This window comes from Vibrio lamellibrachiae, assembly GCF_050337265.1.
Taxonomy (GTDB): domain Bacteria; phylum Pseudomonadota; class Gammaproteobacteria; order Enterobacterales; family Vibrionaceae; genus Vibrio; species Vibrio kyushuensis.
The window spans coordinates 672,102-696,684 of sequence record NZ_JAKJSU010000005.1 but is presented as its reverse complement, the minus strand read 5'-3'; the positions used below and the strand labels follow the sequence as shown (position 1 = coordinate 696,684).

Annotated in this window: 25 protein-coding genes; 9 read left to right on the top strand and 16 right to left on the bottom strand. The window is 44.2% G+C overall.

The window, feature by feature from the left end:
• Positions 1-28 precede the first annotated feature (28 nt).
• The 4 genes from L4C54_RS08725 to L4C54_RS08710 all read right to left on the bottom strand — a co-directional run bounded on the left by L4C54_RS08725 (position 29) and on the right by L4C54_RS08710 (position 4,112).
• Positions 29-1,078, bottom strand: a complete 1,050-nt coding sequence (locus L4C54_RS08725) for a formylglycine-generating enzyme family protein (protein ID WP_428807868.1) — start codon at positions 1,076-1,078, stop codon at positions 29-31.
• Between the two features lie 219 nt (positions 1,079-1,297).
• On the bottom strand, positions 1,298-1,906 hold the full coding sequence (locus L4C54_RS08720; protein ID WP_428807867.1) for a class I SAM-dependent methyltransferase: 609 nt from the start codon (positions 1,904-1,906) through the stop codon (positions 1,298-1,300).
• 12 nt (positions 1,907-1,918) lie between these two features.
• On the bottom strand, positions 1,919-3,094 hold the full coding sequence (locus L4C54_RS08715; protein WP_428807866.1) for a MerR family transcriptional regulator: 1,176 nt from the start codon (positions 3,092-3,094) through the stop codon (positions 1,919-1,921).
• Positions 3,095-3,194: 100 nt separating this feature from the next.
• On the bottom strand, positions 3,195-4,112 hold the full coding sequence (locus L4C54_RS08710; protein WP_428807865.1) for an NAD(P)H-binding protein: 918 nt from the start codon (positions 4,110-4,112) through the stop codon (positions 3,195-3,197).
• A gap of 83 nt (positions 4,113-4,195) precedes the next feature.
• Between L4C54_RS08710 and L4C54_RS08705 the strand changes: the two genes are divergently transcribed.
• The gene (locus L4C54_RS08705; protein WP_428807864.1) at positions 4,196-5,074 is read left to right on the top strand and encodes a LysR family transcriptional regulator; all 879 of its coding nucleotides are present in this window, start codon (positions 4,196-4,198) and stop codon (positions 5,072-5,074) included.
• A gap of 71 nt (positions 5,075-5,145) precedes the next feature.
• Here the strand turns inward: L4C54_RS08705 and L4C54_RS08700 are convergent, their stop codons facing one another.
• Positions 5,146-6,039 carry a LysR family transcriptional regulator gene (locus L4C54_RS08700; RefSeq protein WP_428807863.1) on the bottom strand — a complete coding sequence of 298 codons (894 nt, stop codon included), beginning with the start codon at positions 6,037-6,039 and terminating at the stop codon, positions 5,146-5,148.
• 142 nt (positions 6,040-6,181) lie between these two features.
• Here L4C54_RS08700 and L4C54_RS08695 point away from each other — a divergent pair, with 142 nt between their 5' ends.
• Together L4C54_RS08695 and L4C54_RS08690 are read left to right on the top strand one after the other, a co-directional pair.
• Entirely contained in the window at positions 6,182-6,856 is a 675-nt protein-coding gene (locus tag L4C54_RS08695) for a pirin family protein (protein ID WP_428807862.1), read from the top strand.
• 68 nt (positions 6,857-6,924) lie between these two features.
• Positions 6,925-7,548, top strand: coding sequence for an isochorismatase family protein (locus L4C54_RS08690; RefSeq protein WP_428807861.1), 624 nt, complete (start codon positions 6,925-6,927; stop codon positions 7,546-7,548).
• A 330-nt stretch (positions 7,549-7,878) separates the two neighbouring features.
• Here the strand turns inward: L4C54_RS08690 and L4C54_RS08685 are convergent, their stop codons facing one another.
• Entirely contained in the window at positions 7,879-8,160 is a 282-nt protein-coding gene (locus L4C54_RS08685; protein WP_428807860.1) for a hypothetical protein, read from the bottom strand.
• 187 nt (positions 8,161-8,347) lie between these two features.
• Positions 8,348-9,346, bottom strand: a complete 999-nt coding sequence (locus L4C54_RS08680; protein ID WP_428807859.1) for an NADP-dependent oxidoreductase — start codon at positions 9,344-9,346, stop codon at positions 8,348-8,350.
• Between the two features lie 159 nt (positions 9,347-9,505).
• Here L4C54_RS08680 and L4C54_RS08675 point away from each other — a divergent pair, with 159 nt between their 5' ends.
• Positions 9,506-10,405 (top strand): LysR family transcriptional regulator, encoded by a 900-nt coding sequence (locus tag L4C54_RS08675; RefSeq protein ID WP_428807858.1) that lies wholly within the window; start codon positions 9,506-9,508, stop codon positions 10,403-10,405.
• A gap of 227 nt (positions 10,406-10,632) precedes the next feature.
• Entirely contained in the window at positions 10,633-11,112 is a 480-nt protein-coding gene (locus tag L4C54_RS08670; RefSeq protein ID WP_428799598.1) for a YehS family protein, read from the top strand.
• A 171-nt stretch (positions 11,113-11,283) separates the two neighbouring features.
• Here the strand turns inward: L4C54_RS08670 and L4C54_RS08665 are convergent, their stop codons facing one another.
• The 3 genes from L4C54_RS08665 to L4C54_RS08655 all read right to left on the bottom strand — a co-directional run bounded on the left by L4C54_RS08665 (position 11,284) and on the right by L4C54_RS08655 (position 13,795).
• On the bottom strand, positions 11,284-11,655 hold the full coding sequence (locus L4C54_RS08665) for a hypothetical protein (protein ID WP_428807857.1): 372 nt from the start codon (positions 11,653-11,655) through the stop codon (positions 11,284-11,286).
• A gap of 86 nt (positions 11,656-11,741) precedes the next feature.
• The gene (locus tag L4C54_RS08660) at positions 11,742-12,662 is read right to left on the bottom strand and encodes a LysR family transcriptional regulator (RefSeq protein ID WP_428807856.1); all 921 of its coding nucleotides are present in this window, start codon (positions 12,660-12,662) and stop codon (positions 11,742-11,744) included.
• Positions 12,663-12,799: 137 nt separating this feature from the next.
• The gene (locus L4C54_RS08655; protein WP_428807855.1) at positions 12,800-13,795 is read right to left on the bottom strand and encodes an ABC transporter substrate-binding protein; all 996 of its coding nucleotides are present in this window, start codon (positions 13,793-13,795) and stop codon (positions 12,800-12,802) included.
• A 372-nt stretch (positions 13,796-14,167) separates the two neighbouring features.
• Between L4C54_RS08655 and L4C54_RS08650 the strand changes: the two genes are divergently transcribed.
• The gene (locus L4C54_RS08650) at positions 14,168-14,785 is read left to right on the top strand and encodes an HAD family hydrolase (RefSeq protein WP_428807854.1); all 618 of its coding nucleotides are present in this window, start codon (positions 14,168-14,170) and stop codon (positions 14,783-14,785) included.
• 101 nt (positions 14,786-14,886) lie between these two features.
• Here the strand turns inward: L4C54_RS08650 and L4C54_RS08645 are convergent, their stop codons facing one another.
• The gene (locus tag L4C54_RS08645; RefSeq protein WP_428807853.1) at positions 14,887-15,078 is read right to left on the bottom strand and encodes a hypothetical protein; all 192 of its coding nucleotides are present in this window, start codon (positions 15,076-15,078) and stop codon (positions 14,887-14,889) included.
• A gap of 321 nt (positions 15,079-15,399) precedes the next feature.
• On the opposite strand from L4C54_RS08645, the gene L4C54_RS08640 reads away from it, so the two are divergent.
• Entirely contained in the window at positions 15,400-15,660 is a 261-nt protein-coding gene (locus L4C54_RS08640) for a DUF5062 family protein (RefSeq protein WP_428799613.1), read from the top strand.
• Between the two features lie 76 nt (positions 15,661-15,736).
• On the top strand, positions 15,737-16,183 hold the full coding sequence (locus L4C54_RS08635; protein WP_428807852.1) for a GNAT family N-acetyltransferase: 447 nt from the start codon (positions 15,737-15,739) through the stop codon (positions 16,181-16,183).
• Between the two features lie 12 nt (positions 16,184-16,195).
• On the opposite strand, the gene L4C54_RS08630 is transcribed toward L4C54_RS08635, so the two are convergent.
• Positions 16,196-16,756, bottom strand: coding sequence for a type II secretion system protein (locus tag L4C54_RS08630; protein WP_428807851.1), 561 nt, complete (start codon positions 16,754-16,756; stop codon positions 16,196-16,198).
• A gap of 150 nt (positions 16,757-16,906) precedes the next feature.
• Here L4C54_RS08630 and L4C54_RS08625 point away from each other — a divergent pair, with 150 nt between their 5' ends.
• Positions 16,907-17,437 carry a GNAT family N-acetyltransferase gene (locus L4C54_RS08625; protein ID WP_428807850.1) on the top strand — a complete coding sequence of 177 codons (531 nt, stop codon included), beginning with the start codon at positions 16,907-16,909 and terminating at the stop codon, positions 17,435-17,437.
• An 81-nt stretch (positions 17,438-17,518) separates the two neighbouring features.
• Here L4C54_RS08625 and copI read toward each other — a convergent pair whose 3' ends face one another.
• The 4 genes from copI to L4C54_RS08605 form a co-directional block, all read right to left on the bottom strand.
• Positions 17,519-18,049 carry a copper-resistant cuproprotein CopI gene (copI, locus tag L4C54_RS08620; protein ID WP_428807849.1) on the bottom strand — a complete coding sequence of 177 codons (531 nt, stop codon included), beginning with the start codon at positions 18,047-18,049 and terminating at the stop codon, positions 17,519-17,521.
• Between the two features lie 97 nt (positions 18,050-18,146).
• Positions 18,147-21,296, bottom strand: coding sequence for an efflux RND transporter permease subunit (locus L4C54_RS08615; RefSeq protein WP_428807848.1), 3,150 nt, complete (start codon positions 21,294-21,296; stop codon positions 18,147-18,149).
• Positions 21,293-23,029: an efflux RND transporter periplasmic adaptor subunit gene (locus L4C54_RS08610; protein WP_428807847.1), complete on the bottom strand. Its 1,737-nt coding sequence runs from the start codon at positions 23,027-23,029 to the stop codon at positions 21,293-21,295. Before L4C54_RS08610 ends, L4C54_RS08615 begins: the two co-directional genes overlap by 4 nt.
• A 23-nt stretch (positions 23,030-23,052) precedes the next feature.
• The gene (locus L4C54_RS08605; protein ID WP_428807962.1) at positions 23,053-24,516 is read right to left on the bottom strand and encodes a TolC family protein; all 1,464 of its coding nucleotides are present in this window, start codon (positions 24,514-24,516) and stop codon (positions 23,053-23,055) included.
• Positions 24,517-24,583 lie beyond the last annotated feature (67 nt).

Here is a 24,583-nt window from a genome sequence, read left to right as displayed (position 1 = left end):
GCCCCTATTTAAAGGGGCTTATATTTTACTATTTAAATGATGCTACTGACGAACATCGGAAAGAGATTACAGAATACCGTTCTAGTTTGGGTGGTTCATATGACCGATCAAAGGTCATAGTGTTTGTACCATCGCGTACTACTTTAAGAGTGCCGTCTTCAGGACCCAATGGGTTGTACTTAGGCGACACTTGATAGTAGTTTGGAGAATACCAGTCATTAACCCATTCTCTAATTTGGTTACTCATATCGTATATACCTAAAGGAGTAGGAGGGTATTTTCCTATAGCTGCACTGAGGCTTACAGGAGCATTTACTTCTTCATGTTTGATTTCAATATATATTCCACTCTCAGGTATGATGTATGAATCACCATCAAATTGCAGGTATCCGTTATTTGTTGCGTAATAGTTTTTCTTACCTTCACTACGAGCGGCGTACTCCCACTGTGCTTCCGTTGGTAAATCGAAAGGTAATGATGTTACTTCACCAAGCCATAAACAATAGTCTTTAGCTTCTTGCCACTTTTTTGTCCACGCTATAAGATTGCTGCCATTATCCATAAGTTCATGGTATGTACTGGAGTTTCTGTTAATATCCGCGTTCGGTTGATCATACGAGTTATAAGCAACTGGTAGTCCGTTTATTTGCCTCATCCACTCCATATCAGAAAAACTGGTCTCATAAGCTGACATAGAATATGAGTCTAATGTGACATCATGCAAATACGCAGCCCCGGTTTCAACACTGGTTGGTGAGCTCAAACATTCTACATCTGGGGTCCAGTCAATGCGGTTTACGGTGCCACTGGGTACTTCACAAGGCATACCAAAATCCCCCATGTCAAAACTGCCACCTTCAACAAAGACAAGGTTTTCAATCGCACGAACGGCCACGTCGGCTGCATTGTATTTCAGCTCGTCGCTTGCGCCAGGATAGAGCTTTTCGATGTTGTTGGAAATGGTCTCTATCTGCTCTTGCGAAGCGTTATCACTACTGAGTTTACTGGCCCAATTTGTATCACTGCATGCCCCTACGACAGGTAGCAATATAACCAATCCTAACCATTTGTGTTTCATATTTATTATTCCCTATTCTAATGCATGTATTTTAAACAATTTTTGCTGATCTAAGTAGGGATGCGAGAGTGAGAAGGTGGAACGAAGTTCAAATAAATATGGGTAGTTATTCTTCATTAATTAACTAGCTGTAAGAACCAACTCGTTGAGATGAATTTAGAGGCGTGATTTTGGTTGGTTTTTACGTCTAGTGAGAGGCAATTAGATAGCGTAAGTCTATTATTTTCTTAAAATAATAGTAAAATCCTCATTCGCGTACCCTTCAATTATTTCAACGTTAGGACACAAGGTTTTGCAGTAGAACAAAACACCTTGTTTATTGTATCCAGTAAGTAAGGTTTGTTTAGGAAAAGAACTAGCGTCGAGCAGGTTAAATATGACGGTTTCATGTGCCATTTCATACATACGAGTAATTATCTTGGTGATGTAGTCAGGATCTCGGCTTCGATAGTTTAAAGAGCCGCTAGCAACGACGATATCCGCACCCTCAATAATGAATTGGCTGATATCGCTACGGATAAACTGGCAGATATCTCGTTCATTGAGCAGTCTTCGTTTTGCTGCTTTTAAAAACTGGTGCTGCTGATCAACACCCGTGTACGTAGACAGTTGGGAATCGAGAGAAAGATAATCATAGAGTTCACCATAGCCGCACCCAAGATCAAGCAGGTGCTTACCATTGAAATTAGCAGCCTGCTTAATCACCTCGAAGCGTGAAAATTGGGATTTGTCGCTAGACCAACCTAGGATCTTTGAAAAGTTTCCTGACCACTTTTTAGTACGATTGTAGTGGAATAGATAAATGTTGAGTCGGTCTAAAAGATGCACAGTTTAAGGGCCTTAGGTTACTTTCTGTAATATAAACATTTGATAACCAAACTCGCCTAAGAAGTGTTGATAGATCTCTACTTCTTTTGCTATGTCTTGAAGCGCTTGCGCTGTTGGCATCGTGGCTGTGAGATCTTCAAGACGCTGTTTTAATGGCATCCAGTAGTTTTGCCAAGATTGCTGGCTAAGCGAGAAGTGTTGAACCACTTCATAACCTGCTGCTTTGATCTGCTCTAATCTTTTGTCGACAGTTTGAATGTCGGGGTATTCACTCGCCCAAAACGTAGAGGTTTCTTCACTTGGAGAGTCGGTTAACCAAACTAGGTCGCTCACCATTAGCATACCATCATCTTTAAGTAGTGGTCGCCATTGTTTCAGCGCATTGGGTGTACCCATAATATACGCACTGCCTTCTGCCCAAATTAGGTCAAAGCTTGCGTTATCAAAAGGCAGTTCTGTCATACTAGCGCAGACTGGTGTTACTCGTTCCGTTAATTTTTCGTTCGCTAACGTGTTATTAAGGCGCAGCAGGGCAGACTCTTCATTGTCTACCGCTGTGATTGGAGCATCACATTGATTCGCAAGAACCGTGGTCGCTGAACCATTGCCGCAGCCAATCTCTAAAATTGAGCGTGGCGGTTTAGGTAAGTGAGTAAACGCTTTTAGTGTATCGCTTTCACTGCCGGGGCCCCAACGTTCTAGTGTTTCGAAGACGGTCATAAAGTCCGCCATGTATTGTTCGTGTTCGTTCATGTCTTTTGATAGCCATTTTAAGCGCAGTGCTTCTTTCTCGTTAAAACCCTGCTTAATTAACCAATCTAAATGTGCATCAGGCGCAAGCTTATCGACGCTCTCGTGCCAAGCTTTGAGGTCTCCCTCACCAAGCATGGAGGAAAGTAGCTGTCGAGATTGCTGCTTTTTTTTGATCTCTTGATCTAGTGTGCGAAGCCGATTCTCAAGCAGAGTTCGGTCTACTTTCGCTTCTAAGCACGCCTTACACTCATTGAGCGTTAGACCGCCTGCTTGAAGTTGCTGAAGCAATAGCACGCGCTGAACATCTTTGTCTGAATAGACTCGATAGCCATTAGCCTGCCTTTGCCCTGAAATCAGCTTCTGCTTTTCATAATAGAGTAGGGCGGTACGTGATAGCCCTACTTTCTTAGCCAGCTCTGAGATGCGATACGCCATTGAATGATCCACATAGTTAGAGTTTATACCTTAAGTATATAGAGACTTTAAACTGTAAAGCTATAGACAGGTCAATCAAAGTCTCAAATATTATTAGGCACTATTTAGAGTTCGAAAGCTGGGGAATAATATTAGCTAGTGAAGTTGTAGTGTATTTGGCACCTAATGTCGCTTTCATTTTCCGTCCATCTAAAAGAACTGGTTGTTGCCATAGGTAACGCATTTTGAACACCTCCCTAACTAGCGGTACAAAAGGAACTATGAGTTTATACGCCCACCAATGAAACCGTGTGACCTTGAGCGTAATGTTGTGTGAAGTAAAAGCGTGTTGCCAATCGACTTGGGATAGCCTTAAACCGGGGTCATGCCACACTTCAAATTGAGATTGTGGTTGTGAAAGTAACTTTGCGCAATTGGTGCATAAGTCAGGTAAAAATGACCAAAAGTGGATGTGGTTTTCATTGTGGGGAAACGCTATGGTAGCTCGACTCTCTTTCTGTTTTAGTGTCATATCTAACCAAGTAAAATGGGTATCAGGGCCAATGAAATCACCAGCTCTTACTATGGTGACCTTCGCGCCATTTTTAGTGGCTGTTCTTAGTCTATCTTCCATTTGCACCCGAATCTTTCCTTTCTCTGAAATAGGCTTCATTGGCGTATCTTCCGCAATTAGATCTGAACTAGGGGCGAAATTGTAGACATTGCCAGGAAATAGAATGCGAATGTTCATTTTCTCAGCGACGCGAACGGTAGGCTCTAGCAAAGGAAGAGCCTCTTCGCCCCAGCGGTAATAGACCGGATTGACTGCGTAAACAATTAAATCAACACCTTCTGCAGCGTTGGTCACGTGTGATTCATTGTTTGCGTTGCCAACCATAATATCTTGCGACGGAAGCCATGTCGGTGCTTTGGATTTGTCTCTCATCAACCCGCGAATATTCCAACCTTCTGCTATTAAAGCGAGTGCCATCTGTTTACCAAAGTTGCCTGTAATGCCTAGAATAAGTGCTGTTTTCATCTTGTTTCCTCCAGTTGATGGCACTATTCTACAATTTGATTTCAAATAGAGAATAGGCAGGATTTACTAATGGATATTCACATATGAATAGCAATAACTGGCAATGGTGGCACTATTTTTTATCAATAGCGGAAAAGGGAAGCCTTAGTAAAGCCGCTGAACAGTTGGATGTCTCGCAACCGACATTGAGTCGTCAGTTGCTTTCTATGGAAAAACAGTTGGGGCATTCACTGTTTGATCGTAGCACTCAGGGCTTAACGTTAACCAACTTTGGCGAGAGCTTAGTTGAAGAGTGCAGGCAGATGCAGGCAAGCGCAGAGCGATTAGAAAGATTAGCTGCTGGGCATAAATCAACCTTGAGTGGTCGTGTTCGTCTTGCTGCCAATGAGCTGGTGGCACTTTACTACTTACCTAAAATTTTGCCGCTATTTATGCAGCGCTATCCTGAAGTATCCGTTGAGGTCGAGGTGAGCAATCTCGCAAGTAATCTCGATAAACGAGATGCTGATGTTGCGGTACGTATGTTTGCGCCAACCCAGCTTGATTTGGTTTGTCGCCGAATCATGGAGATCCCACTTGGCTTTTTTGCCAGCAGTGAATACTTAACTAAAAATGGTGTTCCTAAGTTTCCCGATGAGATCTTTAAACATCGGGTGATTGGTTATGACCGCGATAAGCAGTTTGAGAACGCAGGGCAAAAATTGGGCTGGGAAGTGAATAATGAGCACTTTTTAATGCGAACAGATTTTATGCCGATGCACCTTGAGTTTGCTCGTCATCATGGGGGTATTGTCGTCACCCATAAGAACCTTTGCTTTGAAGCTGGCCTTAAAGAGATAAACGCCGGTATAGACTTACCACCCTTGCCTGTTTACCTAGCTTGTCATCGTGATGTTCAGCACAATAAGAAGATTCGAGTATTGATGGACTTTCTAGCTGAGCATTTGCCTGCTCTTATTTGAGGTATAGCTCATTACGTTAAGCTGTATCTGTTGGTGAACGCCTATATCAGGCCTTACTACGGTGGCTTTAATCACTGCTTCAAGTGAGTCAGCCCTTCATACAAATAATCAAGAAATGCTCTTAACTTTGGCGTCGCCCCTCTATGGCTAGGGTAAATGGCATATAGGTTAACGGGTTCAAATTCCCACTCTGGCAATACCTTGACTAACTCTCCTCTTCCGACTAATTCTTTTACCATGTATTGAGGCAGTTCAGAGATTCCCATTCCGTCGACCGTTAACTGTTTTAAAACACTAAAATCATCGCACTTTAGAACTGGTTTTATCGCGATTTGTACCGATTCTGTTTGGTTCTTCAAGGTCCAAATAGGTTTGCGCTCTTTGGCACTCATTAATAAACATTCGTGATTCGTCAGGTCGTTAGGCTCTGTTGGTAACCCCCGTTTCTCTTGATAACCTGGAGAACAGTAGAGCGATAAACAAAGACGCGATAGCTTTTTAGCGACTAGATTGGAAAGGCTGAGTTCTCCGACTCGAATAACCACATCGTAGCCCTCTTCCAACACATCAACCCTTCGATTAGTTAAATCGAGCTCAATATCGATATCAGGGAAACGTTGATGGAATGTAGGGATGAGTCCTGCGAGCATACTTTGACCGATAGCGACGGAAGCACATACCTTGAGAGTCCCTTGTGGTCGTTCAAGCATGGTTTCGACAGCGAGTTGTGAGGCCGAGACTTCTTCTTGGATACGGCGACAATACGCATAATATTGCCCACCAATTTCAGTCAAATGCTGGGTACGAGTCGAACGCTCCAGTAATCGAACTCCAAGCTTTTCCTCTAAGCGGGTGACTTTGCGGCTAATGTTGGATTTGGGTAGCCCCATTGACTCTGCGGCCGCCGTAAAGCTTCCTGCTTCAACGACGGTAGCAAAAACCAGCATATCGTTAATGTCTTGCATCCTTTCTGCCCTCTCCATTTTATTATTACCTAATATAGAACAATGTTATATCAATCTGCTCATATATCAATTAATCGCAACATTCTATTATCAATCCATCGCTAACGACTCACACGATGAGCCAAGAAAGAAGGAATAGATTATGGATATGCTGACACTCTCTCAACTGCCTCAAGGTGGATTCGCAGGGCTTAAAGAAAAGCAGCTAGTAAAAGATGAACGCGTTTTTGGTTCACGAAAATCAGCGCAAGCATTTAACGGTATCGGCAGTTTTGTTTACTTGGCGGATGCAAATTTTCAGCCTTACGGCGAAACGGGGATGCACCCACATCATGAAATTGATGTCATTAGTGTCATGGCCAAAGGGCGAATTGAACATGCAGGTTCTTTAGAGCATGGACAGGGCTTAACAGCGGGTACCGTTCAAGTACAACGAGCAGGCGGTGAAGGGTTTTCACACAATGAGATTAACCCAGATGGTGTGCCAAATCAGATGATTCAGTTATGGGTCTTGCCTGAAACACCGGGGCAAGCGGCAGGTTATAAGGTCTACCAGCCACAAAAAGGTAACCGAACACGCGTTTACGGTGGTAACACCGATGATCAAGAAACATTTGCTAGCCGCACCGTCATTGATGTTTTTCAAGCTGGAAGAGGCGAAGCGACATCACACCAAGGTGAAGTTCTGGCTTACCTAAGTGTGGGTAGCGCAACCATGAATGGCACGACTGTTGAGGCTGGCACGTTAGTTCGTACCAACAAGCTGGAGTTTATCGCCAGCAGTGACAGCCAACTCATTCTTATTTACACCGAATAATATATTTCAACATTTTTACTAAACCAAGGTCGCAGTTGCGATGACATCTATTAAGTGAGGGATACACCATGGCAACGAACAAATTTTCTGAATTCTTAACGCCTGAAAACTCAGTGCTGGCGATGATCGACCACCAAACAGGTCTTATGGTGGGGCTAGGTGACGAGCACCCAACTGTGTTGAAGAACAATATTTTGGCATTGACGAGAACAGCGAAAGCGATCAATTTGCCGTCGGTTGTGACAGCTAGCCTACCAGAGGGGCCAAACGGACCAGTAATTCCAGAAATTCCAGAAATACTGGGCGTTGAAGTTATCGAACGTGAAGGGCAGATTAATGCGTGGGACAGTCAAGCGTTCAAGCAAGCGATAGAAAAGACCGGGCGCAAGAAAATCATTATGGCGGGAATTGTTACTGATGTTTGCCTATTGTTCCCTGCGTTATCTGCGGTGCAAGAGGGTTATGATGTGTATGCCGTTATCGATGCTTCGGGGACTTGGAACAAAACGGTTCAAGAGGTCACCATTCAACGCTTAACTCAAGCAGGCGTTAAAGTGACAACTTGGGCCTCAGTACTGGCTGAGTTAATGAACGATTGGCGCAGTGATTACGGTGACGTGTTAGGCCGTGTACTAGCGGACCACACAACCAAATATGGTTATGTGATGAACAGTTATTTTGCTAAAGGCTAATCTGACTTTTATTCAAAGAAAATCACTACTGAGAGAGGGTATAGATATGAGTGGCGGACAAAACAGTTCGCCACCCAATAAACATTGGGTGGCGTTATATACTTTTTTAATATTGCTGCCGTTGGTGTATTGGATTCCACCACTAGTGAGCAGTTATTTCACTGAACAACCGCTTACCGTTACTGTGTTGTCAGTCGCAGCTATTGTTCCTGTAGTCTCGTATGTGGGACTACCATTAGCCATTAAATGTCACATACGTTTCAAGCCGCAGTGGCTGGCTAAATGACTAGAAAGCCAATTACAAGTCATGGCTAGGAGAGAAACGAGAAGCTAGAGAATTGAGACACCTTCTTTTTCTACAACTGATGTGGCATTAGCGCGTTCAATTATTTTAAGTAGTACCGTTTGAATCACTTCGCTCTCTCTTGCGTCGGTATCGCTGTTAAAGCGCTCCTCTTGAACTTCGCCACCTTCTTCGAGGGTAAATTGAACAGAAACTCCAGTCGCACAGTCTGCATTGATGCCAAAATACTCGATGCAGATTTGTGGGTAGCCTTTAAAGCCTTTGTTAACTTGTTTTGCGATTCGCTTTTTTGCCTTGTCTACATTCATATTTCACCCTTGTTATCTTTAAAACTGGAAAAGAGAAAGCACGGTTTACATTGTAAAGTGACTGTCTAGTTAATCAGAGAATAACACGTGATCAACGAATAATCAGTGATAGAAGAAGGAGATATTAATCGAGTAAATAGAAAGCCTACTAGCAACGCTAGCCACTAGTAGGAAGACTATTTTTGAACTAGAGCTTCACAATCAACTTACCTTGATTTTCACCGGTCAGTAGAAGGTTTAAACCTGACATTGCACTCTCTAACCCATCCAGAACATGACTGCGATATTGAACCTTACCTTGCATCACATATGGGGTTAGTTTGCTCAATAACGCGGGAACATCGCCAAAGTGATCGGGCATTGCAAAACCTTGAACGGTGATACGTTTTTTAATGAGATTAATCCAGTTTGGGCCGAGAGCCGGGGTTTCGCTCGTGTAATCAGCGATCATGCCACACACGACGATTCGACCATGGGTATTCATTCGATTGTAAATAGAGTGCTGAATAGGCCCTCCAGTGTTTTCAAAAAACAGGTCAACGCCATCAGGAGTTAACTCAATCAGCTGTTTATCAAGGTCATTTGATTTGTAATTGATTGCACCATCAAAACCTAGCGTATTCACAATCCAATCGGCTTTTTCATCACTGCCTACCACGCCAATAACACGCATTCCATCGGATTTAGCCAGTTGTCCAACGATTGAACCTACAGATCCAGCTGCGCCCGTGACCACCAAAGTTTCTCCGGCTTTAGGCTTACCTATATTAAAAAGACCCTGAGTTGCCGTTAATCCAGGAAGGGCAAATACAGACAATGCCATTTCCGGGTCAATTTCAGATTGTACTTTGTTGATGCCTTGTCCATTAGTCACGGCGTATTCTGTCCAGCCAATCATACCCATAACATTATCGCCAACAGCAAAGTCCGGGTGGTTAGACTCAACAATTTCTCCATAGCCACTTGAGCGCATCACAGAACCAAGATCAACAGGTGGGATGTAGCTATTTGTATCAGGGCTCATCCAACCAAGCATTGCAGGATCCAGTGACATGTGCGTCTGTTTAATCAGAACTTGCCCCGGGCCAGCCGTTGGGATCTCTTTGGTTTGAACCTCAAATAGGTGCGGGCCAATTGGATTGTTGTCAGGACGTTTAGCAAGCAAAATTTCGGTGTAGTGGCTCATGGGTGTTCCTTATTGTTTTCTATTATTGGTACAAAGTTGATGAAACGATTATTACCCATTATTTAAGTGGTATATAGTAGGCGAAAAGCTAATCTCTATTGTCTTTATAACAACAATTGGTGCGTGAAACCCTCACCCAAGAAAAGGAATCGCTGACTGATGGATCAAATTAGAGCATTAAAGTATTTCTCCGCGACGGTGGAGGCGGGGAACTTCACCGTGGCTGCTAAGCGCTTTGATGTGCCTGCGTCATCGGTCTCTAGGCGTATTGCCGATCTGGAAGAGAGTTTGGGCGCTCAACTTCTCACTCGGACGACTCGCTCGGTGGTGTTAACGGAAGTAGGCCAGCAATATCTACAGCAAATAAATGGCATTTTGACTCAGTTAGAACAGTGTGACCAAGCTGTTCGGGATTATCAAACGATACCCACTGGTACATTAAAAATAAGTGCAATGGTTGGGTTTGGAGAGCAGGTATTAACTCCCATCTTGGATGAGTTTTCGACACTCTATCCGGATGTGCTATTAGATGTAGTGTTAAGTGATGAGCTTTCGAAGCTAAACCGTGACGATGTCGACATAGCTATTCGGGGAGGCTTTGCTCCTGACGAGAGAGTGGTTGCTATTCATTTAATGGATAATGGGTTTGTTGCGGCGGCATCGAGAAAATACTTGGAGTTCGCAGGCGTACCTAGCAGCACTCGTGATTTAAAAAATCACAAGGGATTATATTTTAAAACTCCGGCTGGACCCACGCCATGGTTAAGTGAGGTGGAGGGGCAGTGGCAGGATGTATCTGCTCCAAGTGTATTAACAACAAATAATGGCAAGTGGCTGGCGAGAAAAGCGATTGAGGGAGCTGGTATTGTGATGATGCCGCGTTGGGCGTTGCAGCCTTACTTTGACAGAGGTGAACTGGTTGAATTGACATTCCATGAGCCACTAAGTATTACTCAGAATCAAAGCCTTGGAGTCTACATGCTGTACCAGAAACTAAGCTATGCGACACCAAAAGTAAAAGCGGCGGTGGATTTTATAACCGCGAGGGTGAAGGGCTGAAAAATATCACGACATGATCTAAAGGTATCCAATGCGAAATTTCCAGTGTGTCGAAATCGTATCATTATACTGATTTGCAATAAGGCTAATAAGCTTTAGTTCTAAATACGAGTTGGATTGCTGGGTATGATTTGCTTACTCTTAGTATTTATCTACCGATAATAAGCGCTCTCTGTTAGAGTCGCCCTCAACTATACTTATCCCCTGACCCTTTTTTAGGACATCCTGTGACTAACAACGAACTTTTTCGCCGTATCCAACATGCATTAAACCTTAAGAACTCTCAAATTATCAAAGCTTTTGAGCAAGCAGATGTCACTGTGGCTCACGATAAAGTAGCTGACTTTTTGAAAGAAGAGAGTGATAAATCGTTTACTAAAATGAAAGACAAAGATCTCGCTGTATTTTTAAATGGTTTTATCAATCTTAAACGTGGAAAAAAGGACGGTGATCAGCCCAAGCCTGAAGTCGAACTTACAAACAATATGATTTTCATGAAACTGCGTATTGCATTGAACATGAAAGCGGAAGACGTACTTGATGTTTTGGAAGTGGTCGGCATTAGTTTAAGTAAGTATGAGATTGGAGCTTATTTCCGCAAGCCAAATAACAAGAACTACAAAGTGTGTGAAGATCAGTTGCTGTGTTCGTTCTTAAATGGTGTGCAGTTTACTCATCGACCAGATTCTGAAGAGTTTGCGGGTTAAGTAATTGTAACCTTCAAGAACAATAAAACGAGAGCTCACTGTAGCTCTCGTTTTTGTATTAACGTTTAGGCTCTGACTGAATACTGAAACAAGCCAATAGTTGGCACTACTGGCTTAACAAAAACCGTCACCGTATTTTGGGACGAGACATTTCCGCATTAGGCCTGCACGTTATGCGAAACGCTCACCAGTACTTTGGTCATCTTCATCGTACGTGAATCCACCACCGGTTTTCTCGCTTGGATCAAGGTATGCGAAACGCTCGCCTGTACGTTGCTCGTCTTCATCGTAAGTAAAGCCACCGCCAGTTTTCTCACTAGGGTCTGAATACGCCAGAGGCTCTGCTAATACGTGTTTCGCCTCGATGATGTGATTCTGAGTACTTGGTGGTAGGTTCGAATTATTCGCAGGACCAGCCATAGCTGTTGGAATTGAGATTAGCGCTGCGATAAGAGTAAGTCCGATAGTTTTCATAATGATACCTGCTAGAGTTGGTGTACCGTGAGTGAACTTCGGGTCTGAATCACTCTTCGTTGAAAACAATATTACTCGCACGGCTAGGATTCAAAAATAGACAGTGTTGAATCTTAATCATTCAAAAATGAACGATTAAGGGTTTAGCAATAAATTTAACCTTTTGGTTGAGAAAGAGAAGATAAAAACTCTTCAGGATCGTTAAACCGATCGAGAATCATCTCTTTAAATGCGGTAACGCGTGCAGAGGCTAGTTTTCGGTCTGCCCATACCAGATAGGAACTGCCAATAGGGCATTCGACGTCTGGGAGTAACGCAATAAGTTCTCCATTTGCTTTAAATTTATTGAAAGACTCAATCGGAATGAGACAAATGCCGATTCCTGCAAGTGCTGCTTGAATAATCAATCGAACACTAATTACTGAATACCGAGGAGAGGGAGGGATTTTTAACCACTGACCTTCCTGTTTGAACTCCCACTGAGTCATTTTATTGCTAGAAAGCAATTTATGTTCAAGGAGGTGTTCAATGCGTGTTGGTTCACCGTATTGCTCGATATATTTAGGGGAAGCTGCAAGAACCAATTGGCTCTTGAGTAAATTACGTTGAACTAGGTGTTCAGCGCGTGTTGGTGTAGTCACAATTGCAAGGTCAATCTGCTTATCAAAAAAGTGCTCGGTATCTGGAAGAAATTGAATTGATATATTCACATCGGGGTGCAATGACATGAACTCTATCGCAAGCTCTTGCACAAAAAAATCAGCGAAGGGCTCAGGGCAGGAGATACGTATGTCGCCTGTGAGAGTCGGTTGAGTATTGGAAAGCTCTAACCATTGCTCGTCAAGTTGACCAAAAATAGGCGCAAAACGCTGATAGTATTCTTCGCCAGAGGTGGTTAACTGAAACTGTTTGGCGTTCCGGTGAACCAACTTTTCACCAACTTGGTCTTCTAAGTAAGAGACAGCTCTAGACAGTGTCGGAGCTGATACGTTGGTGACAAGGCTCGCCGCTGAAAATCCACCTGACTCAACGGCTTGGCAAAACAGGTACAAGTTAGAGATATCTTTAGATTTCATATTTGTAAGCTTTAAGTTACTAGCAGGTCGAATCTGCAGGGTTACTTGGAGGTTAGGGGATACATGATGGAGAGTCAATTGAGGAAAAACACCTGAATTTATTGTTTAAAAACTCAGGTGTTTTCCATAAGTACTATTTAAAGTGCATTTTCAACGTTAGATGCCACGTCATCTGAAACCCATGTCTTCCATGTGTCAGCGTAGTTTTCTAAGAAGTAGTACATCGCTTCTTCCGCATCCGCTTGGTTGTCTTCCATCCATGCTAATAATTGGCTCATTTGCTTATTGGTGAACCCGCGATTAGCAAAGTACTCGTAAGCAAGTGGCTCATTTTTAGCGAACGCCTCTGTTGTTACCGTATGAACAGGAGCGGGTGGGAACATGGTCACGTTTGGAGATTCACACTCTGGCTGAGTGGTGCAATTTTGGAACTCTTCGAGATCAATACCTGAACCAAAATCGACTTGGACCATGTCGTACTTACCAAGAACAGGAGTAGGCGACCAGTAATAACCAAACCAAGGTTTTTCACGCTCGTACGCTTTTGCGATGGTGGCCGCCAGTGAAGCGCCTGTTCCCGGGTCAACCATGTCAAAGCCATGATCCTCTAGGTTCATTGCATCGAAAAGGTGCCCAGACGTAATCTGGCAAGTCCAACCGGCCGGGCAGCTATAGAAGGCATTCATTTCTTTGTCTTCAGGGTGCTCAAACAGATTTGCATGCTTGATGACACCTTCAATGGTTGCCATTTCAGGGTATTGTTCAACAAGATAAGAAGGAACCCAAAATCCTTCTTGCCCGCCATCGACGAGAGATTTTCCTGCGTAGCGTAGGCGTTTGTCAGCAACCCCTTTATCTAACGCCTCTTTAATGCCGTTAGTCCAAAGTTCAGGCGCAACATCGGGTTGCCCCTTTTCGATCATGGAGGTGCCCGTTGGCACACTGTCGCCCGGTATTAATTCGGCATCACACATATAACCATTGTTGAGAATAAACTGATCAATATGGGCCATTAAGCTTGCGGAGTTCCAGTTCATGTCGGCAATTGTAATATCACCACATTCATCGGCACTCGCATGAGCAGAAAATTGAGACAGCATAAGCGTTGCAAGTATTGAGACTTTTATCTTCATTCGACTGATCTTCTTAGTATTATTCGATATATAAGTCTATATAAAAGAAGTGGAGTATTTCCGTCAATAGTCTTTATCTTCGACGTGTGATTTTAGTCAACTTGCGGTGTCGAAATTTTTAATTGGTGAAGGATTTTTAGATAATCTAGAGATAGTACATAGTCTTGAAATATCGATAACTCTTGAATTTGTTACTTACATATTTGTATGAGGAAAATTTACTTTTGTTTGTTTGTTTGTTTGTTTTTTGTCCTTAAGATTGGGAGTAAAATAGCCATCTTTGATGGAGTCTATTGAGAATAGCGTTGAGTGTTATTTACCGGAGTTTAAAGGCGAGTGATTGTAGGTGTTAATTAACTAAGAGGAAGAGGCATGGCGTCTGTTGGTATTAAGAATGTGGTTTTTGATGTGGGAAATGTCATTGTCAGGTGGTCACCACTTGAAATTATTAGACTAACGTTTGGTACGATTGAACAGCCTGAGCAGTTGGCTATTTCATTATTTCAAAGTGAGACTTGGCTTGATTTGAACAAAGGCTTCATCACCGAATCGGATGCTAAAACTCAGTATCAAATTCAGTATGATTTATCTGTTGAAGATTGTGAGCGGCTTTTCTATTACGTGAAACAATCTCAGATTCTGATTTACGGTAGCGTTGAGTTAATTAAGCGCTTAAAAAGTTCGGGATACCATATTTATGCACTCACGGATAATGTGGTGGAGATTGTTTCTCATTTGCAGGCAACGTATGACTTTTGGGCGTTGTTTGAAGGTGCGATGGTTTCGGCTGAAGTGGGTCTATTAAAGCCTCAACCAGAAATATATGACTCGTTATTATCACAGCACGATATTCTCGCCTCAGAGACAGTCTTTATCGATGACATGCCAAATAATGTGAAAGGCGCGAAGGCGGTCGGTATTTCTGCAATCCAGTTTGAAAACGCGGCACAATGTGAACAAGAACTGAAAGCGTTGGGTGTTTATTTTTAAGCCTTAGATTTGTTTTTCATAATGCTATAAAGGGAGGCGAATACGCTTCCCTTTTTAATTGTTCTCAAGAAACCAAAGCTAAATTAATTCGACTTTTCCGTTTAGGCGTCGATCTCTTTTACTCGGTTTTTCCAATTATCAGCGAGATATAGCACGGCGCTGAATAGTAGAAAAATGACGGACAGAACAAGTAAGGTTGGCATTTTCAATACCCAAGCAAAGGTAGCGCCAACGAAAGCGACGAAGCAGCTTAAACGACTGGATGTCATGATTTGACCGAGTTTAATATTCATAGAGCCTCTACTAAATAGGTATCGAATTTCATCGCGCTGATTATGTCACCAACGACCAAAAAGAAAGCTAAATTAAAATGAATAAAAAGATGAATAAGTGACAAAACCAGGCAAGTGATTGATAAGTTCATATAAATGTAAAGGAACTATCCCATTCACATCCTATGTGGTTTCTCATTTAAAGCTTTGTTGTGCTTAACTGCGTTGCTCTTGTTCATTAGGTGATAATTAAAAAGAGACTTTTTAAATTGAGACAAGTGTAATCTCGTAGAGTTTTCTGTTTGATATACTCTGGGTTCAATCGATACAGAGAGTGATGATATGTCGAAAACCGCAAAGATAATGAATGAAGATAAGTTAGTTAAAAAGGCATTGGAAGTCGGCTCTAAGATGGCAAAACTGCAAGGGTTTGATTTACCAGAGTCATCCGCACCTATTAAAGTGAAAGGGGTCTATTTATTTTTAGTTGGCGTAAATCAAATAACGCCATTGCCTGAGAGTAAGCTAGACGGTGCAAATATTAAAAAACGATTGGCACTGTGGATTCATAACGCGTTACCCGATAACGACCCTCTAAAATAGAACAATTATAGCGGCCACTTTAAACCTAAGGTGGCCTTGCTTTACGTCGACAACCTTTCAAGGCAATTTCAATAAGATGGACTTAGAACTAAGAGAAATCACCCGAGAAAACTTCTATCAAATCTGCCTACTTCAAGTAGCACCAGAGCAAGTTAATCATGTGGATAGCAATTCTATCTCTTTAGCTGAAGCTAACTTTATGGCGTTTCCTTGGTATAGGGGCATATATGTTAATGATGCGCCTGTTGGTTTTATTCTTGTGGATGCAAATACTAAAACTGGCAAGTTTGCGTTGTGGAGATTGATGCTCGATGAGTCACACCAGTCCATGGGATTTGGTCGTAAAGCAATTCAAGTATTAGGTTCTGAACTGAAACAGGAGTTTCGCATTACTACGCTATTTACCAGTGTTGTTCCTGGCAAAGGTAGCCCTCAAAGCTTCTATGAAAACTGTGGTTTTAAAGTAACAGGTGATCTGATTGAAGGGCGAGAAATTGAGCTGTGTCTACATATTGATTGTTAAAAGCAGTGAACTTTAACAACCTAGAACGATAGAACCTGAGTGATTCACTTCTTTGGATGCTTCGTTAATATAAAATGCATAGCATCCATTTGAATTTAAAGTGTAGCCTTTTGGCCAAATGTAAGAGGCTCGGTCTAAGCCGCCGTTGGAGCCTAACGGATAACCTGGCACTTCAACATAACCCGATTTTCCAACGAACATATTGCCTAATATACAAAATTCAGGTTCATCGCAGGGAATCGTTTCCCAATCTCTAGTCCATGATTCAGGAACGGTTATTTGCAATAATGCTCTTAGTGTTCCGGCGCTCGCTGCTGGCATTCTCTCAGTTAAAGAAATGGTTTGGCCAGAGTAGTCGATGCTGGTGTCGGCATTATCTATTTCGATGCGTGCGTTTGCTAGGTCTAGTGCTGACTTTAAAGCGCCTCCCACACCAAGTACAGTCGAAGCGACAGCGTCGCTCTTTAGGTTTAAAAATCTAGGGGCAGCAACAACAGCAAGAATACCTATAATCACGATAGAGACCACTAACTCAATGAGCGTAAAGCCTCTAATAACTCGTCTTCTATCCATGTTTAGATTATAGCCTATTGATTCCACAGTTCTGGTGTGGAAAGTTAACATAAAGTGACCAGACGTACACTTAACATGTGGCATTTTGTAATTGGACCATTTGAGTTAACGTTAAGTGCAAGTAAATTTTAATCGATTATAGGAGGCCGAATGTTTGAAAAGTCTATTGCTATTCGACCAGCAACTCCTGAAGAACTTGAGCAAATATATTCCCTAGTTACCACAAACGGTGAGTGGACTAAGTTTAATGGCCCATACTTTTCTTATTCTCATCCAACCCTAGACGAATTCGCTAAGAGCACATTTAAAAAGCTAGTATTAGGTCTAGATATGCAGCTATTAACGGTAAATCAGATTCCAGTCGGTACGGTCAACTGCTATTGGGAGTGTGAAGAGACTCGTTGGCTAGAAGCGGGTATCGTCCTCTACGATTCTGATTACTGGGGGCAAGGTATTGCTGCTTTGGCTGTACCGCTTTGGGTAACAAACTTATTTATCACTCGAAATATTGAACGAGTAGGTATGACGACTTGGTCGGGAAATCCAAGAATGATGGCGCTGGCAATAAAACTGGGGTTTAAGCAGGAAGCGAGATTACGTAAAGTTCGTTATTACCAAGGCGAGTACTTTGATTCGATAAAGTACGGCGTGCTTCGTAGTGAGTGGGAAGCTGGCTACTAATGCTTAGCCAGCGAAATAGTGGTTTGTAGGTTTGTAGTTAGTACATTAGCTGTTTAGTACTTGAGTAAAGTGGGAAGAGCTCTAAAGTAGAACACTTTTCGTCATCCCTGCTTCATGGTGACCCGCAATATTACAAGAGAACTCAACGTTGTTATCCCCGTGGAAGTGCCATAAAAGCTGCTTTGCTTTACCTGGCTGTACCATCACAGTACTGACGTCGCTATGATCGTGATGCTCGGTCATCATCTTCATCATTTCTCGGTGTTTGATTTGTTCATCCATCGAGCCAATAGAAAACTCGTGCTCGATTTTACCGGTATTCATCACAACAAACTGAACCACATCGTTAGGCTCAATTGTCACATCACTCTTAAAGGTGATTTTCATGTCATCACTTAAAATAACGTGCACTACTTTGTCAGGCTGAGCGCCGGTTGCTGGCATGCCTACGGCTGACATTCCTTCCATATCCATCATTGAACTATTCATATTAGAGTGGTCCATTTTTCCATGGTCCATCGACCCGTGATCCATGTTGCCGTGGTCCATCTTCATTGCAAAAGCAGAGGTTGAGAGTATTGCGATGCTCAGTGCGATCAGTGATTTTTTCATTGTTGTTTCCTTATGTTTATTCTTTAATGTTTGGTTTCTGATTTTTAGCAAGTAATGCGATCCGCTTGCGCACGGCCCGCGTGAATTTGGTTGCTTTTTATTGGCTGCTTGTTGGTGGTAATGGGTTGTTCGTGATTTCTCTGCGTTTCCATAGTTGGAATACGGCAGGAAGTACCAGTAATGTGAGAAGTAACGCCGAGGCCATACCGCCAATCATTGGGGCCGCGATACGCTGCATCACTTCAGAGCCAGTGCCGTCGCCATACATAATTGGGATTAAGCCAATGATGACCGTAAGAACCGTCATCATGACCGGGCGCACACGCAAGCCTGCCCCTTCACCGATGGCGTCGGTAAGGTCTTGTGAAGTCAGTGGTTTACGTTCTTCTTGGGCATCAAGCTTTTTGTAGTGCCACGCTTGGTTGAGGTACACCAACATGATGACGCCTATCTCTACCGCAACACCGGAAAGGGCGATAAAACCAACCCCAACAGCTATTGAGAAGTTGAAGCCAAGGATGTGCATCAACCAAAGTCCGCCAACCATCGCAAGTGGTAAGGTCCCCATGATGATCAGTACCTCACCAACACGTCTGAAACTCAGGTAAAGCAGCAACATGATGATGGCAATCGTGACAGGTACCACCATGGTTAATCGCTCTTTCGCGCGCTCCATGTATTCGTATTGACCAGACCATGCAATGGAGTAGCCTGCCGGAAGATCTAACTGTTCGCTAACCGCTTGTTGAGCTTCTACGACGTAAGAACCAAGATCTCGACCATCGATATCCACAAAGACCCAGCCGTTCGGGCGGGCGTTCTCGGTTTTAATCATTGGAGGACCGTCTTCATAGCGAATATCGGCAACATCGGCGAGTGCGATACGCGCCCCATTTGCTGTCACAAGAGGTAGGTTTTGTAGCTTCACAACAGAGTTACGATAATCTTGCGGGTAGCGGACATTGATAGGGTAGCGCTCTAGCCCTTCAACCGTTTCACCTACTTTCATACCGCCAACTGCCGTTGATACCACTTGCTGAACTTCTTTGATGCTCAAACCATATCGTGCAGCAGCGAGCCGTTTAATGTCGATAGTGACATAGCGGCCACCTGCGACACGTTCGGCGTAGACAGAAGCGGTGCCCGGTAATGCATTTAGAATGGGCTCCAATTCAGCACCAATACCTTCAATTACTTTAAGGTCAGGCCCCGCGATTTTGATACCAATTGGCGTTTTAATCCCCGTTGCCAGCATATCGATGCGAGTTTTTATCGGCATAACCCATGCGTTGGTTAACCCTGGGAACTTCACTAGATTGTCGAACTCAGCGCGCAGTGAGTCGGTGGTGACTCCTTCTCGCCACTCGCTACGCGGTTTTAGCTGAATAACACTCTCAATCATGGTCAGTGGCGCTGGGTCAGTCGCTGTATCTGCACGGCCAATTTTTCCCCAAACGGTTTCCACTTCTGGAACGGTTTTAATCAGCTTATTGGTTTGTTGCAGTAACTCACGCGCTTTACCGATGGAAATGCCTGGATAAGTCGTTGGCATGTACATCAGATCGCCTTCATCCAATGGTGGAATGAACTCACTACCAAGCTGACTGGTTGGGTAATAGGCCGACGCCATTAGACCTAGAGCGGCAACAATGATGAGTTTTGGGTACTTAAGGCTTAGATTCAGTATTGGGCGATAGAGCGCCACAAGCCCCTTGTTCACTGGGTTTTTGTTTTCTGGAAGAATATTACCGCGAACAAAGTAACCCATAAGAACTGGTACTAAAGTGATTGCCAGCCCCGCCGATGCCGCCATTGCATAGGTTTTAGTGAAGGCGAGTGGCGAGAACATCTTGCCCTCTTGTCCTTCTAGTGCGAATACCGGAACAAAACTGAGCGTGATGATAATCAGCGAGAAGAACAACGGCGCTCCGACCTCTTCGGCCGCTTTGCTGATAACCTGCCAACGGTTTTTATCCGTCAGTGGGGTGCGTTCAATGTGCTTATGTACGTTCTCTATCATGACTATCGCCCCATCCACCATGGCACCAATCGCGATGGCGATACCACCGAGTGACATGATGTTGGCGTTGATACCTTGCCAATGCATAACGATGAAGGCGCTAAGGATACCGACAGGCAAGCTGATCGCAATGACCAGTGATGAGCGGATATGGAATAAGAACAGAGCACAGACAACAGCAACAACAATGAACTCTTCAATGAGTTTCTGCCATAGGTTTTCGACAGCAGCATCGATGAGCGTAGATCGGTCATAGGTCGCGACTATTTCTACACCTTCTGGCAAGCCTTGTTGAAGCTCGTTCAATTTACTCTTAACGTTGTCGATGACTTCACTGGCGTTCTCACCAAAGCGCATCACGATGACGCCGCCTACGGCTTCACCTTCACCATTAAGCTCAGATATGCCGCGACGCATCTGTGGGCCTGTATTGATTTCGGCAATGTCACCTAACAACAGAGGTGTGCCTTTGTCGGTGACCTTAAGCGGTAGCGATTTAATATCTTCAATACTGCTTAAATAGCCAGTCGTGCGAACCATATGTTCGGCTTCGGCCACTTCAACAACCGATGCGCCAGTCTCTTGGTTTCCGTCTTGGATAGCCATGTTGACTTGCTGCAAGGTAAGGTCGTAAGCACGGAGCTTGGCTGGATCAATTTGCACTTGGTACTGTTTGACCATGCCTCCTACCGTGGCAACTTCTGATACGCCCTCTACGGTTTGCAGTTCGTATTTTAAGAACCAATCTTGCAGGCTACGAAGCTCTGCCAAGTCGTGTTGACCTGTTTTGTCTTGTAATACGTAACTGTATACCCAGCCTACACCGGTAGCATCTGGCCCTAGTGTTGGCTTGGCGTTAGCTGGAAGGTTAGGGGCTACTTGGCTTAGGTACTCCAATACCCTAGAGCGAGCCCAGTACATGTCGGTATCGTCGTTAAAAATGATGTAAACATAAGAGTCGCCAAAGAAGGAGTAACCGCGAACGGTTTCTGCGCCCGGCACTGCAAGCATGGCAGTGGTCAGTGGATAGGTGACTTGGTCTTCCACCACTTGAGGTGCTTGCCCTGGGTAGCTGGTTTTAATGATGACCTGCACATCAGAGAGATCAGGCAGCGCGTCAACCGGTGTGTTTTTAACGCTATAAAGCCCTGCCAATGTGAGGAAAATACTGGCAATTAAAACCAAGAATCGATTATTGATCGACCATCGAATAATGGCGGTAATCATTGGTTATCCCCTATGTCGTGAGTATCAATTTCGATTAAAGAGACATCAGCGCCGTCTTTGCTTACTAGAAATCGCACCGACTGGCCTTCAACCAAACCAGATAAATCGACATCGTCCCCAACCGAAAAGTTCATTTCGCCAGCTGTCCAGCTCCACTCAGGCGCCTCGGCGTGTTTGAGAGTGATCATGCCAAAGTCAGCCATCAGCATAGAGATCTCACCATCTACCCATAACTCACTGGCAATAACCGTGTCGTCGACGTTAAGGGTGACAACATCGTACTGCCCTGATTCGCTTTTTTGCATTTCAAATGCGATTATCTGGCCTTTGCTCAGTTGAGACATGTCAACGCCTTCGGCAATGTTAAAATTCATCACCATTCCCGGCCAATTCCACTCAGGTACTGGCTGGTGGTTGATGGTCAGCATGCGATGGCCTTCCATCACATCGGTGATTTCACCCTTCGCCCATGCGGTCTCAGCCGCTGGCTCTACACCATTGATGCGAGAAAGATCGGCCGATTGGCTCGACTCTGAATCAATCATGAAGTGAGCGGAAGTCACTATGCGATCGCTCTCGTTGAGACCTTGAATGACTTCGACTTTTTCACCGGCTTCGCGTCCAACTTCAATTCGAGCTGAGCGGTATTTACCGTCGCCTTGAGCGAGCACCACTCGTGTCATCCCACCCGAGCGAATAACCGATGATCTTGGAATCGTTAGAACACTCTCACTGGACTCAGGTTGAAGGGCGATATTGGCAAACATGTTTGGTTTTAGCTCACCTTCTGGGTTAGAAAATTTCAGTCGCACTCGAAGAGTACGAGTTTTCGGGTCTAGGATTGGGTAAACGTAATCCACGACGCCTTGCCACTCTTGCCCCGGTATCGCATCAAGTGTCATGCTGGCTTGGCTGCCTGTGGTGATCCAATGCGATTGACGTTCAAAGACCTCTGCATCTACCCAGACTTCATTAAGTGGGCCTGCACTGATTACGGTTTGAGCAGGAGAGAGGTAGCCCCCTTCGCGAATATTCAAACTGGCAATGACGCCATCAGCTATCGCTTTGATATCGATTGTTTGAGAAGCTCGGTTCGCTTTGACGATTCGTTTGATTTGCTCTTTATCAACGCCTAATGAAGTTAAACGATCGGTGGCACCGCGAATCAGACCTTTGTGACCGGCACGGTAGGCGTTCAGTAGTTCTTCTTGTGCTTTCACTAACTCAGGGGAGTAAAGCGTAAACAGTACGTCACCCTTACTTACCTGCTCACCGATAGCATTGACGTTGAGCTTTTCAACCCAACCTGCGATACGAACGTTGGTTTGCCAAACTAGGCTGTCATCAAACGCCACGTAGCCGACGGTTTCAATACGAGGCGATAGCTTTTCCTGCGTCACTGAGGCCGTCTTGACCCCAAGGTTATTTTCTACAGCAGGGTTGATAGTGACCGTGCCTGCTTCTTCATTTTCTCCTGCAAGATCTGTCGCGTAGACAGGGACAAGGTCCATCCCCATTGGTGATTTACCAGGTTGATCACGGCGATAGTTCGCATCCATTGGAGCAACCCAATAGAGAGGCTCGTCTGCCCCTTTTGCGTCAGAAGAGGCCATAGCACTCATATCGTGGCCTGTTGGCATGATGAAGTGGCCAGTACCTAAACTAATAGCTCCGCCAAAACCGATAGCTCCGCCAATAAGAAGAGCAAGCGTTGCAATTTGCATTGTTTTCATAATCTATTCCTAATTCTTACGTCTTACTGCTGAGTGTCTGTGAGTGAACTCTCTGCACCAGATTGGTTTTGATGAGCACCTTGTTCGTTACTGTTTAAATTTGGCAGTTCAACATTGAAATCGAACCCACCGAGCAGCGAAGCTAGGTTGCTGTTGACGAGGTTTAAATCGGTGAGAAGACGTTGCTGCTCAAGCTGCAGTGCCAGTTCGTCTCGGCTGGCAGTAATGACAGTATTAAATTGTGCCGTATTGTTTTGATAGCCTCTTTCCACGGCTTCAGAGCGAGATTTTGCTTGGGGAAGTAGCGAAGATTGATAGCGATCCAGACGCTGTTCAAGGTTACTCTTGTCGATAAGTAGCGTATTTACCTTGGCGTTCATTTGGCTAAGTAGGGTGTCTTTTTGAGACTTAGCAGCCCCAACTTGGTATTGCGCCGCCGAATGCTGTCTGTCTTGGCGGTTACCAGTAAACAGAGGCACATCCATTGTGACGTAAGCACTGACGAGATCAGAAGCAGGGTCACCCATCATTCCATTGGCCTGTCTATAGGCGTACATGACCTCGACACCGAACTGAGGAGTATAAGATTGCTCAGCAATCTCGACTTGAGTTTGATTGGTAGAAATAGCGACATCGGCCATTTGAACCATTGGGTGCTGGTTAAGCTGCTGGTAGTGTTTGGTCGAGTCTGTAGAGTTAGCTAAACGCTGCTCAAGTAACCCCCAATCTAGTTGATTACTGGCTTGTAATGAGTCGGTGCGATATAGCCAATCCGATCCTAGCCACTCAGACAGTTGAGAAATCAAACGATGCTGCATTTGCGTGTTCGCTTGTAGCTTTTCTTCAATCTGGCTGACTTGCAGTTGTGCATTCAACAGATCTTGCGCTTCGCTTTTACCAATGGAGTAGTTGGTTTGAATAAAGCTTTCCATCTCTTGCATGAGTCGATGGTTCTCAAGCAGCACTTTATGCGCCTGTTGCTGGTAGCCAAGCTCTAGCCACAGTTGAGTCATGCTGTTGGCGACGTCGAGTTCTCGAGCGGCTATTTGCAGTGTCATGCCATCGGCCTGTTGATTGGCTTGGCGCTGTTGAAGATCAAGTGTAGAGCCACGGCTAAATTGCTGCATCAACCCAACCGAGATGTTGGTCATCGGATCTTCGTCGAACTTAAAGCTATCGACAGGTAGGCCACCAAACCCCACTTTGAGTTTTGGGTCAGCGAGAGTGGCACTGGCAATGCCCGTTTCACGTATCGCATGCGATTGAGCTTGAAATTGCTTGCGGCCGTTATCAGTATTAAGCGCAATATCGATTAATTGAGCTAATGATATCTGAGTGCTAGTGGTTTTATTGTTAGCGGTAGTCATGGTATTAGCATTAGCCTGCTCTGATGTTACTGCAGAGGCATATACAGGCGCAGCAATACCAACTACAGCACTGATTGTCAGTACTAAAAATGTAGGTTTGATATTCACTTTGGTATCCATATCCATGCGCAGATCCTGCGCGTGAAAAACTCTTTACGCTCTTAGGTCAGTGAGACTAAGAGATCGT